The sequence below is a fragment of the Humidesulfovibrio sp. genome (assembly GCF_030689645.1).
In the GTDB taxonomy this organism is placed as follows: Bacteria; Desulfobacterota; Desulfovibrionia; order Desulfovibrionales; family Desulfovibrionaceae; genus Humidesulfovibrio.
Genome location: NZ_JAUYFU010000043.1, coordinates 1 through 11,535, shown reverse-complemented (window position 1 = coordinate 11,535; position 11,535 = coordinate 1). Strand labels below are relative to the sequence as shown.

The window sequence follows — 11,535 nt, the reverse complement described above, 5'->3', positions numbered from 1 at the left end:
CCATATGCTTTTGCGCTTTGAATTGGGCCTGAAATCCCAGGTGCGCGATGTGGTTGGCGAACGCGTGGCCCGTAAGATCAAGAGCGAGCTGGGTTTGGACCTGGCCCGCGTGGGCATTGTGCGCGTGTACACGGCGGAGGGCATCGATGAAGCCCAGGCCAAGGCTGTCATCGACGCCGGGGCTTTGCACGACCCCGTTCTGCATGAGATATCCCTCTCCCCCTTTGAACGGGCCGAAGGCCCCGATTGGGTGCTTGAGGTGGGCTTCCGCCCCGGCGTCACCGACAACGAGGCCAAGACCGCGCGCGAGACCATCCTGCTGGTGCTGGGCCTCTCCGGCGCCAGCGCCAAGGCCGTCAGCGTCTACACCAGCGTGCAGTATCTGCTTTGGGCCGCGCCCGGCGCGCCCCTCACCGAGAAGACCGTGCTGCATATCGCGCGCGACCTGCTGGCCAACGAGCTCATCCAGCGCTTCGAACTGAAGTCTGCGGCCCAGTGGGCGGCTCAGCCCGGATTCGCGGCCAAGGCCGCCCGCGTCACCGGTCAGGCCAGCGACGAGGTTGCAGTGGTGCCTCTGACCACCATGACCGACGAGGAGCTCATGGCCTTCAGCCGGGCCAACACCCTGGCGCTCTCGCTGTGCGAAATGAAAACCATCGTGGACTACTACAAGGACCCGGCCACCCGCGCCGCGCGCAAGGCCGCCGGTCTTTCCCCTGCCCAGGCCGAGAATCCCACGGACGCCGAGGTGGAGGTGCTGGCCCAGACCTGGAGCGAGCACTGCAAGCACAAGATCTTCACCGCCAAAATCGACTACGAGGACGCGGACAAGGGCGGGCGCAGGACCATCGACAGCCTGTACAAGACCTGCATCAAGGGCAGCACCCACGCCATCCGCCAGGCCAAGGGCAAGGACGACTTCTGCCTGTCCGTGTTCAAGGACAACGCGGGCGTCATCCGCTTCAACGATAAGCTGAACGTCTGCATCAAGGTGGAGACGCACAACTCGCCCTCCGCGCTGGATCCCTACGGCGGAGCGCTCACGGGCATCGTGGGCGTGAACCGCGACCCCATGGGCACGGGCCTGGGCGCGAACCTTCTGTGCAACACCGACGTGTTCTGCTTCGCCTCGCCCTTTTACGAGGGCGAGCTGCCGCCGCGCCTGCTGCACCCCCGCCGCGTGCTGGAAGGCGTGCGCGAGGGAGTGGAGCATGGCGGCAACAAGAGCGGCATCCCAACCGTCAACGGGGCCATCGTGTTCGACGAGCGCTTTCTCGGCAAGCCCCTGGTGTATTGCGGCACCATCGGCACCATGCCCACCCGCGTGGCCGGGCGCCTCAGCCACGAGAAATGTGCCCTGCCTGGCGATGTCATCGTCATGAGCGGCGGACGCATCGGCAAAGACGGGATCCATGGAGCAACCTTCTCGTCCGAGGAACTGCACGAGGGTTCGCCCGCAACGGCGGTGCAGATCGGCGATCCTATCACCCAGCGCAAGATGTACGACTTCCTCATGCGCGCCCGCGACCGGGGGCTCTACAACGCCATCACCGACAACGGCGCCGGCGGCCTGTCGTCCTCCGTGGGCGAAATGGCCCAGGACTGCGGCGGCTGCGACCTGGACCTGTCCAAGGCCCCGCTCAAGTACGACGGCCTCAAGCCCTGGGAGATCCTCATCTCCGAAGCCCAGGAGCGCATGACCTGCGCCGTTCCGCCTGAAAAGCTGGACGAGTTTCTGGCCCTGTCCAAGGAGATGGACGTGGAGTCCACGGCGCTGGGCACCTACACCGACTCCGGCTACTTCAGCGTGCGCTACGGGACCAAGTGCGTGGCCCGGCTGTCCATGCACTTTCTGCACGAGGGCCTGCCCCAGATGGAGCTCAAGGCCCGTTGGAACCAGCCCGTGGTCAAGGCCGACCCCCTGCCCAAGGACGTGGACCAGGACGAGCTGCTTTCGCGCATGCTCTCCCGGCTCAACATCTGCAGCAAGGAATACGTCATCCGCCAGTACGACCATGAGGTGCAGGGCAAGAGCATCGTGAAGCCTCTTGTGGGCGTGAAGCGCGACGGCCCGGCCGATGCGGCGGTGATCCGGCCCGACTATATGAGCGACGAGGGCTTGGTGCTTTCAAACGGCATCTGCCCCAAGTTCAGCGACCTGGACTCCTACTGGATGATGGCCAACGCCATCGACGAGGCCGTGCGCGGGGCCGTGGCCGTCGGCGCGGACCTGCGCTACATGGCAGGCACGGACAACTTCTGCTGGTGCGATCCCGTTGAGAGCGAGACCACGCCTGACGGCCAGTACAAGCTGGCCCAGCTGGTGCGCGCCAACGAAGCGCTGGACCATTACTGCCGCGGTTTCGGCGTGCCCTGCGTTTCCGGCAAGGACTCCATGAAGAACGACTACAAGGGCGGCGGCGTCAAAATCTCCATTCCGCCCACGGTGCTGTACTCGGCCATGGGCAAGATCCCGGACGTGAAGCTGGCCGTGACCTCGGACTTCAAGCGCGCGGGCGACTTGGTTTACGTGCTGGGCCTGACCCGGCCCGAGCTTGGCGGCACCGAGGTGGCCAGCGAGCTTGGCATCTCCTGCGACCAGGTGCCACAGGTGGACCTGGTGAGCGCGCGCGAGCGTTACCTGACTTACTTTACGGCCACGCAGCAGGGGCTGGTGAACGCCTGCCACGACTGCTCCGATGGCGGCCTGGCCGTGGCCCTGGCCGAGATGTGCATCGGCGGCAGGCTGGGTGCTGATGTCGACTTGGCCAAGGTGCCGGCCTGCGGCTGCACCTCTGCCTTGGAGCTTCTGTACAGCGAATCCGCCAGCCGTTTTGTCGTCTCCGTTGCCCCGGACAAGGCGCCAGCCTTTGAAACCCTGTTCGCCGGGCAGCAGTTCGGCCGCATTGGCGTTGTGACTGGCGGCGATCTGTGCATTGCGGAGCGCGGTACGCATCTTCTACGCAAAAACGTGGAGGCCCTGGCCCATTCCTTCAAGGCACCGCTGAACTGGTAGTTTAGTTAAGACAGTTATTTGCCGCCAGCAGCTCCTGTCTTTTCAGGCGCTGCTGGCGGTTTTTTTTGTTTTCCATTTTTGGAGTATTTTATTTTTTGAGTGACAGTGGTACGTTTCTATATTAAGTATTACGGCAATTTATCCGATATTGAGACAAGTTTTATCTATTGGAGGGTCTTGTGTTGCGCTACCCGTCATCCGTCATTGTTGGTGTATTTGTCGCCTGCCTGTTCGCTGCTCCCTTGCTTGCTGCCTCCAAAAGCGCGGGCTCCAAGGCCGAGTCCTCCAAGGCTGTGGCCTCCTTTGTCGGCTCTTCATCGTGCGAGGGCTGCCACGAAAAGGAATTCATAACCTTCAAAAAACATTCCAAAAAGGCGCACTCCGATCGAAGCGTGAAGATCATGGCCAAGCAGCTCACGCCGGAGGAATTGAAGGAGTGCTACGCCTGCCATACCACGGGCTATGGCAAGCCTGGCGGCTTTGTCAGCTTTGAGAAGACCCCGGACATGGGGCACGCCGGGTGCGAGGTCTGTCACGGCCCTGGCTCGGCCCACGTGGAGTCGGGCGGCAAGAAGAATCTGATCTTGGGCAAGGGACGCATGAGCGTGAAGGAATGCGAGACGTGCCATAACCCCGAGCGGGTGTCCAACTTCCGCTTCAAGCCCATGCTCTATGGCGGGGCGCACTAGGAGGTCGGCCATGATATCTCTTGAAAAAATCCGCAAATCCCTGACGCTTAAAGTCCTTGTGCTCACACTGTGCATCAGCGGCGTGGTGTTCGCCGGGCTCTTTCTGGCGACTTCGTACTGGCAGAAGAAGACCATGCTGGGCCAGGTGAAGCATAGCGCAGAGCGCGACAGCAGAATGATCTCCATGGTGGTGGAGGAGCCCATGCGTCTGGGCGACAACGATGCCACACGCGCCCGCTTCGCCGACCTGGCCCGGGAAAACAAAGACATCGACATCTTCATGGTGGATTACGAAGGATCCATCACCTACGCCACCGACAACGCCACCGAACGCAAGCCTTTGGGCGAGGTGCTGAACCATGCGGAATGCCGTGCGCTTGTGGCCCGGAGCCTCAAGGAGAAAACCCTTGCGGGCGAATTGATGCGCATGGGCGGCACGGACTTTTTCACCGAAGTCAAAACCATCCCCAACGAGCCCGGCTGCTATCACTGCCACGGCAAGAGCAAGCCCATCCTGGGCGCTCTCGTCACCCGGCAGAACCTCACCCCGCAGTTCGCCACTCTGCGCATGACCCAGTTCCTCACCGCAGGGCTTTCCCTCCTCGGGATGCTCGCTCTGAGCATCGTTCTGTTCACGTTCATAAAGCGCACGGTCATCGCCCGCGTCACCTCCATTGAGCGCAGTGCGGATGAAGTCATCCAGGGCAACCTGAACGCCTGCTTCAAGGTCAGCGGCGAGGACCGCCTGGCCAATCTCGCGACGCACCTGGGCACCATGGTCGAGCGCATCAAGGATCAGCTGGAGTACAACAAGGGGCTCTTGGACGGCATCATCGTGCCCATGATGGTCACGGACGAGCTTGGGGTCATCAACTACGCCAACAAGCCGCTTCTGAGCATCTTGGGACAGCCCATGAACTCGGTGGTGGGCAAGTGCCCGGACATGGTTTTCTACGGCGACAAGCGCGAGACCTTGACCAGCAAGGCCCTTGAGACCTGCAGCATCGTGAGCGGCAATTTCGTTTTCAAACGGCCTGACGGCGTGAGCTTCCCCTTGCACGCGGAAGTCTCGCCCCTCAAGAGCGCCCAGGGCCAGACCGTGGGAACAATCTCCGTGCTGGTCGACCTGACACAGGAAGAGCAGTCGCGCCAGCGCATCGAGGCGCACCGCGAGGAACTCCTGGCCGTGGCCAACGAGGTCACCGAGGTGGCCCTGCGCCTGGAGCAGTCGTCGGACCTGTTGAGCGGCCAGATGGAGGAGCTCACCAAGGGCATGGACAACGCCTCGGCGCGCACCCACAGCATGGCCACGGCCATGGAGGAAATGAACTCCACAGTGCTTGAGGTGGCCAGAAACGCCGGAGAGACCTCCGAGGCTTCCGGCCGGGCCAACAGCGTGGCCCGCGAGGGCGGCGTGCTGGTTCAGGGCACGCTGACGGAAATCAACCACGTTGCCAGCACCACACAGAGCCTTTCCGAGGCGTTGGGGCAGCTCTCCGTGAGCGCGCGCGACATCGGCCAAGTGCTTGGAGTCATCAACGACATAGCGGACCAGACCAACCTGCTGGCGCTTAACGCCGCCATCGAGGCCGCGCGCGCGGGCGACGCCGGGCGCGGGTTCGCCGTGGTCGCGGACGAGGTGCGCAAGCTGGCTGAGAAGACCATGACCGCCACCAAGGAAGTCGAGGCGGCCATTCTGCATGTTCAGAAGAGCACCGAAGGCGCTGTTCGCGAAATGGACGCGGCCAAGGTTCGCGTGGACAAGACCACGGAGCTGGCTGGCGGCGCAGGCAGCACCCTGACGGAGATCGTCAGCGCGTCGGACCGCATCGCCGACATGGTGCGCTCCATCGCCACCGCGGCGGAGCAGCAGTCCGCCACGAGCGAGGAGATCAATCAGAACGTGAGCGAGATCAACTCCCTCTCGGGCCAGATGTCCCAGGACATTCAGGCCGCCAATATCCGCATCCGCGAAGTTGCGTCCATGTCGAGAGATTTGGCTCAGCTTGTTGAAAAGTTCCGTAGTGAGGAGTAGGGTTGTGTCTGCCCCCCCTGTCAACGCAGGAGAATCGCTATGGAGAGGAGTCTGGAAAGGCGGCAGTTTGGCCGGGTGCATCTGCTTGCCCATGGAAGCGGCAAGACCTGCACCATCACGGTGCAGGGGGTGGGGCGCAAGGCTGACCTTATCGACATAAGCGCTGGCGGGGCGCGGTTAAAGCTTCCGCCGCCTCCGCTGGATCCTGGGGCGGCGCGCCTGGTGTTTTCGGCATGTGAGATTGAGGATGGAGGCTTGCTGCAGAATCTCTCCGCAACAGTGCAGTGGCGTAATGGCTTTGAAATCGGCCTTCAATTTCGGCCTGAGCTGAACGCCTCGTTGCGGGTACTTCAGAACTTGGTGAGCTGACCCCCTTGGCGTGATTCAAAGCGCAACGGCACGGCAGTCTGACTCGTTGTCAGGCTGCCGTTTTTTTTGTGGATTGCCGTGACCAGGAATGGAGCAGATGTATCGCTAGCTCTGATGCTCCATAGGTCAGACTCTTGTAGCCTTGCAAAAATTATTGAATTGAGTACTGCCCTGCAAAAGATTCGAAAATTGATGCCCTTGGGCTTGACTTTAAATAGACATACAACTAGTAATTATTCTCAACACAGCGCATGAGGTGCTAAATGGATACGGAAGGAAATAAGGGCGTTCGCCTGTCTCGGCAGCGGGAAACCATTCTCGCAGAGCTCTGCAAGGTGAAGACGCACCCGACGGCAGACGAGGTCTATGACATGGTGCGCAAGATCATGCCCCGAATCAGCCTGGGCACGGTGTACCGCAACCTGGACTTCCTGAGCAGTCGCGGGGTGGTGTTGCGAATCGGCGGGGCCGGAACGCAGAAGCGCTTCGACGGCAACCCTGTGCCTCATCCGCACTTGCGTTGTTCCGAGTGCGGCCGTGTGGATGACCTTGATTTCCCCCTGGCCCTGCCGGAGATCCCGGCGGAGCAGTCCATGGGCTACGGCAACCTGCGCTGCGACGTGGAGTTCGTTGGGATTTGTCCCATGTGCGCCGGGGAAAAAATGTAGGCTGGGCAGTACTTGTCCCCAATTTTTTTCTGGCGCTCTCCGCGCAATCTGGTAGGGTTGAATCGTCTGCAACTGCCGGTTTATGTCCGGCGCGTTCATCAAGGAGAGAGTTTATGAGCCTTCGCGGAACCCGCACCGAGAAAAACATCATGGCCGCCTTCGCTGGCGAGTCCCAGGCACGCAACCGCTACACGTATTTCGCCTCTGCCGCCAAAAACGAAGGTTTCGTTCAGATAGCCGCCGTGTTCGAGGAGACCGCCAACCACGAGAAGGAGCACGCAAAGCGCCTGTTCAAGCTTCTTGAGGGCGGAGAGGTGGAGATCACCGGCTCCTTCCCGGCGGGCACCATCGGCACCACCCTGGAGAATCTCCTGGCTTCCGCCGGCGGCGAGAATCATGAGCAGACCAGCATGTATCCTGAGTTCGCCAAAATCGCCCGCGAGGAAGGCCTGCAGGAAATCGCCTGCATCTTCGACGCCATCGCCGTGGCCGAACGCTTCCACGAGAAGCGCTTCCTGGCCCTTGCCAAGAACATCGAGAAAGGCCAGGTGTTCAAGAAGGACAAGTCCGTGACCTGGCGCTGCCGCAACTGTGGGTACATCCACCAGGGCGAAGCCGCCCCGGCCAAGTGCCCGGCATGCGCGCACGCCCAGGCCCACTTCGAAGTGGCCGAAGAGAACTGGTAAACACACTGCATCTTCAGGAGGCTTCAGTCTATGGAATGTGGACAGATCTATAAGTGTGACGTGTGCGGCAACATCGTCAGCGTGCTTTTCGACGGCGGCGGCGAACTGGTGTGCTGCGGAGCGCCCATGAAGCTCCTGGTTGAGAATACCGTTGACGCCTCCAAAGAGAAGCATGTTCCGGTCATCGAGAAGGTCGCCGGAGGCTACAAGGTCACGATTGGCGGCGTGCTCCACCCGATGGAGGAGAAACACTACATCATGTGGATCGAGCTCATCGCCGATGGCGTGTCCATGACCCGCTTCCTCAAACCCGGCGCTGCGCCCGAGGCCACCTTCTGCACCGAGGCCAAGAGCGTCACAGCGCGCGAGTACTGCAACCTCCACGGTCTCTGGACCGCTAAAGCCTAAGTCTCGTACCCATCGCCAGGAGGAACGCAGCATGGCTGAACCAGAAGAAATGTACCAGTGCCAGAACACCAACTGCGGGTACATCTACAACCCTGACAAGGGCGATAGAAAAGGTAAAATTCCGGCTGGCACCAAGTTCGAGGATCTGCCAGAGGAGTGGCGCTGCCCCATCTGCGGCGGAACAAAGAAGTGTTTCCGGCCCTTGGCCGGTCCCGGCTCCACCCGAGAGGTGAGCTGCCCCACACCAACTCAAGGAGAAACCACCATGCAGAAGTACGTGTGCAACATTTGCGGCTACGTGTACGATCCGGCCGATGGCGACCCTGACAACGACGTGAAGGCCGGCACCAAATGGGAGGCCGTTCCCTCTGCCTGGACCTGCCCCATCTGCGGCGCCAGCAAAGAGAACTTCAGCCCAGAATAGGGCTGGGCTTCGGCCCGTTAGCCCTAAGCTCAGTGTATCCCGGAGAGCGCTCGCCTTGACAGGGGGGCGCTCTCCATGTTTTGACAAAATAGAATAAACAAAAGGTCGCCCTGCGCACGTTAGCAAGCGGTGCTGGGCCTGCTCATACCCATTCCTGAACGGAGAACTTGCATGAAGCCAGTTGAAATTAAAAAAGATATTTTCTGGGTCGGTGCCGTTGACTGGGACAGCCGGGACTTTCACGGCTACTCTCTGTCCCCGCGCGGCACCACATACAACGCCTTCCTGGTGAAGGACGAGAAGATCACCCTGTTCGACACGGTGAAATCCGACTTCAACGACGAGCTGATGTGCGCCATCGCCCAGGCTTGCGGCGGCAACCCTCGAATCGACTATCTGGTGCTGAACCACCTGGAGCCGGACCACGCGGGCTGCCTGGACTGCATCGTGGAGCGCTACCACCCGGAGAAGATCTTCTGTTCGCCCATGGGCGAGAAGGCCCTGCGCTCCTACTACCACAACTCCGAGTCCTGGCCCATCGAGGTGGTGCCCACGGGCGCCAGCATCTCCATCGGCAAGCGCACCGTGCAGTTCATCGAAACGCGCATGCTGCACTGGCCGGACAACATGGTGTCCTACATCCCCGAAGACAAGATCGCCTTCTGCTCCGACGCCTTCGGCCAGAACTGGGCCAGCACCGAGCGCTTCTGCGACGAGGTGGACCGCTCCGCACTGCGCTCCGCCATGGCCGACTACTACGCCAACATCGTGCTGCCATACTCGCCCGTGGTGCTCAAGACCCTGGACGCCCTGGCCGGCATGAACCTCGACATCGACATGCTCTGCCCGGACCACGGCCTCATCTGGCGCGGCAAGGATGAAGTGCAGTACGCCCTGGACTCCTACCGCGAGTTCGCCTTGCAGAAGCCTGGGAAGAAAGCCGTCATCGTGTACGACACCATGTGGCACAGCACCGAGAAGATGGCGCGCGCCATCTGCGATGGGCTGGCGGACGAGGGCATCAGCGTGCGCATCATGAGCGTGAAGCACAATCACCACAGCGCAGTGATGCGCGAGGTGTTCGACGCTGGCGCGGTCATCGTGGGATCGCCCACGCACAACAACGGCATTCTGCCCCTGGTGGCCGATGTGCTGACCTACATGAAGGGCCTGCGCCCCCAGAACAAGATCGGCGCGGCCTTCGGCTCCTTCGGCTGGAGTGGCGAGTGCGTGAAGATCATCTCTGAGCACCTCACCGGCATGGGCATGGAGATGGTCGAGCCCGCCGTGAAGGTCAAGAACAAGCCCGGCCACGACACCTTCCAGGCCTGCTTTGAGCTGGGCAAGAAGGTCGGGGCGGCCATCAACGCCAAGCTTTCGGCCTAGGCCAGAAGCGCGACGATTCCAGGGAGGGCCGCGCGCCCTCCCTTTTTTTTCACCAGCGCACAGGGGGCGGAATGACGGACACGTTGACGGGCAAAGCGGCCGGAAAGGTTTGGTTCGTCGGCGCGGGGCCGGGTGACCCGGAGCTCATCACCGTGAAGGGCCAGCGCCTCATCGCGGCTGCGGACGCCATCGTCTACGCTGGCTCCCTTGTCCCGCGCGAGGTGCTTGCCGGGGCGCGTCCCGGGGTGCCCGTGGTTGATTCCGCGCCGCTCTCCCTGGCCGAGACCCACGCGCTCCTGCGCGACTGCGCCGCAAAGGGCGGCTTAGCCGTCCGGGTGCACACGGGCGAGCCGTCCATCTACGGCGCCGTGCGGGAACAGGCCGCGCTCCTGGACGCCGAGGGCATCGCCTGGGACGTGGTGCCCGGCGTCTCCAGCGCCTTCGCAACAGCGGCGGCGGCCCGCGTGTCCTTCACCGTGCCCGGCGGCCCGCAGACCTTCATCCTGACCCGGTTATCTGGCCGCACCCCGGTGCCGGAGTCCGAATCATTGCCGTCCCTCGCCGCTCATGGCGCGGCCATGGCCGTGCTGCTGTCGGCGGGCGAGCCCGAGCGGGTGCAGGCAGAACTGCTTCAGGGCGGCTACGCGTCGGAGACCGCAATCGTGCTGGGGCACAAGGTTGGCTGGCCCGGCGGCGAGGTGGTGCATGCGAAGCTCGGCGCTCTTGCGCAGACCGCCCGTGAGCACGGTTTCACCCGGCAGACCGTGTTTCTTGTGCTGCCCGGCCAGGATATTGAGGCCGAGGCCTCGCGTTCCAAACTGTATGATGCGTCTTTCACCCACGGCTGGCGCGAGGCTGAGGAACAGGATGCTCCTGGCCCGGAAGCTTCTGAACTGAAGGGAGGCGTCTGATGCGGCAGTTCAGCGTGGCGACGCAACGGAGCGAGGAGTTCGTGGACATCACCGGGCAGGTGGCCCAGGCTTTGGCTGAAAGCGGTCTCAAGGAAGGCGCTGTGCTCGTCTACTCGCCGCACACAACGGCAGGCGTCACCATCAACGAGGGCGCGGACCCGGACGTGAAGCGCGATATGCTGGAGCACCTGCGCTCCCTGGTGCCCAATAGCGCCGACTTCCGCCACGCCGAGGGCAACAGCGACGCGCACATCAAGACCAGCCTCATGGGGCCGTCGCAACTCATCCCCGTCAGCGGCGGGAGCCTGCTCCTCGGCACCTGGCAGAAGATCTACCTTTGCGAGTTCGACGGGCCGCGCCGCCGTTCCGTGCTTGTGCAGGCCCTGGCTGCGGGAGACTAATGCATGACCGAGCACTTCAAACATTGCCAGAACGCCGCCTGCGAATATTTCCCCTGCCACAAGGGCGTGGACCAGGCCGTGTTCAACTGCCTGTTCTGCTACTGCCCGCTCTATTTTTTGGCCGATTGCGGCGGCAGTCCGGCCTGGCGCGGGTTGGTTAAGGATTGCTCCGGCTGTTTCCTGCCCCATGCGCCCGGTGGGTACGAGGCTGTACAGCAGCGCCTGGGCTTGGCCTACGCAGAGTTGCGCGCGGGCATTGCGCCGCGCACCCTGGGGCAGAAGGAAGAAGAATAGCCTCCGGCGGCCAGGGGCGCTGCCCCTGGACTCCTTATGGCTTGAATGCCGGGATCCGGGAGCGCGCGCCCAGAACCCGGCATTCAAGCTGGGAAGAGTGTTGTCTGGTTCTGAATTGTTGAGATGGCGCGGGGGACGCGTTCATCCAGACCTCGCCCCAATCGTCAGGGCCGTGAACGAGCAACGCGCGGTCACGGCCCTGACGAATGGCATGCGGGTCCAGGGGGCGCATGCCCCCAGGCCGCCGG

Annotated in this window: 12 protein-coding genes and 1 pseudogene; all 13 read left to right on the top strand. The window is 62.5% G+C overall.

Annotation, left to right across the window (positions count from 1 at the left end; translation table 11 throughout):
- The first annotated feature begins 4 nt into the window (after positions 1 to 4).
- The 13 genes and pseudogenes from Q8O35_RS06510 to Q8O35_RS06450 all read left to right on the top strand — a co-directional run bounded on the left by Q8O35_RS06510 (position 5) and on the right by Q8O35_RS06450 (position 11,287).
- Positions 5 to 3,016: an AIR synthase-related protein gene (locus Q8O35_RS06510; RefSeq protein ID WP_305571832.1), complete on the top strand. Its 3,012-nt coding sequence runs from the start codon at positions 5 to 7 to the stop codon at positions 3,014 to 3,016.
- A gap of 242 nt (positions 3,017 to 3,258) precedes the next feature.
- Entirely contained in the window at positions 3,259 to 3,705 is a 447-nt protein-coding gene (locus tag Q8O35_RS06505) for a multiheme c-type cytochrome (protein ID WP_305571856.1), read from the top strand.
- A 10-nt stretch (positions 3,706 to 3,715) separates the two neighbouring features.
- Complete coding sequence (locus Q8O35_RS06500) at positions 3,716 to 5,740, top strand: methyl-accepting chemotaxis protein (RefSeq protein ID WP_305571831.1); 2,025 nt, start codon at positions 3,716 to 3,718, stop codon at positions 5,738 to 5,740.
- Positions 5,741 to 5,779: 39 nt separating this feature from the next.
- The gene (locus tag Q8O35_RS06495; protein ID WP_305571830.1) at positions 5,780 to 6,109 is read left to right on the top strand and encodes a PilZ domain-containing protein; all 330 of its coding nucleotides are present in this window, start codon (positions 5,780 to 5,782) and stop codon (positions 6,107 to 6,109) included.
- Between the two features lie 263 nt (positions 6,110 to 6,372).
- Entirely contained in the window at positions 6,373 to 6,777 is a 405-nt protein-coding gene (locus Q8O35_RS06490; protein ID WP_305571829.1) for a Fur family transcriptional regulator, read from the top strand.
- A gap of 113 nt (positions 6,778 to 6,890) precedes the next feature.
- Entirely contained in the window at positions 6,891 to 7,463 is a 573-nt protein-coding gene (gene rbr, locus Q8O35_RS06485) for a rubrerythrin (RefSeq protein ID WP_305571828.1), read from the top strand.
- Between the two features lie 30 nt (positions 7,464 to 7,493).
- On the top strand, positions 7,494 to 7,871 hold the full coding sequence (locus tag Q8O35_RS06480; protein WP_305571827.1) for a desulfoferrodoxin: 378 nt from the start codon (positions 7,494 to 7,496) through the stop codon (positions 7,869 to 7,871).
- 31 nt (positions 7,872 to 7,902) lie between these two features.
- A pseudogene (locus Q8O35_RS14835) lies at positions 7,903 to 8,121 on the top strand (rubredoxin); the annotation flags it as partial.
- A 15-nt stretch (positions 8,122 to 8,136) separates the two neighbouring features.
- Positions 8,137 to 8,295, top strand: a complete 159-nt coding sequence (rd, locus tag Q8O35_RS06470; protein ID WP_305571855.1) for a rubredoxin — start codon at positions 8,137 to 8,139, stop codon at positions 8,293 to 8,295.
- 171 nt (positions 8,296 to 8,466) lie between these two features.
- Positions 8,467 to 9,681, top strand: a complete 1,215-nt coding sequence (locus Q8O35_RS06465; RefSeq protein WP_305571826.1) for an FprA family A-type flavoprotein — start codon at positions 8,467 to 8,469, stop codon at positions 9,679 to 9,681.
- A gap of 71 nt (positions 9,682 to 9,752) precedes the next feature.
- Positions 9,753 to 10,592 (top strand): precorrin-4 C(11)-methyltransferase, encoded by an 840-nt coding sequence (gene cobM, locus Q8O35_RS06460; RefSeq protein ID WP_305571825.1) that lies wholly within the window; start codon positions 9,753 to 9,755, stop codon positions 10,590 to 10,592.
- On the top strand, positions 10,592 to 10,993 hold the full coding sequence (locus tag Q8O35_RS06455) for a secondary thiamine-phosphate synthase enzyme YjbQ (protein WP_305571824.1): 402 nt from the start codon (positions 10,592 to 10,594) through the stop codon (positions 10,991 to 10,993). The genes cobM and Q8O35_RS06455 overlap by 1 nt, the downstream gene beginning before the upstream one ends.
- Before the next feature lie 3 nt (positions 10,994 to 10,996).
- The gene (locus Q8O35_RS06450) at positions 10,997 to 11,287 is read left to right on the top strand and encodes a cysteine-rich small domain-containing protein (protein ID WP_305571823.1); all 291 of its coding nucleotides are present in this window, start codon (positions 10,997 to 10,999) and stop codon (positions 11,285 to 11,287) included.
- Positions 11,288 to 11,535 lie beyond the last annotated feature (248 nt).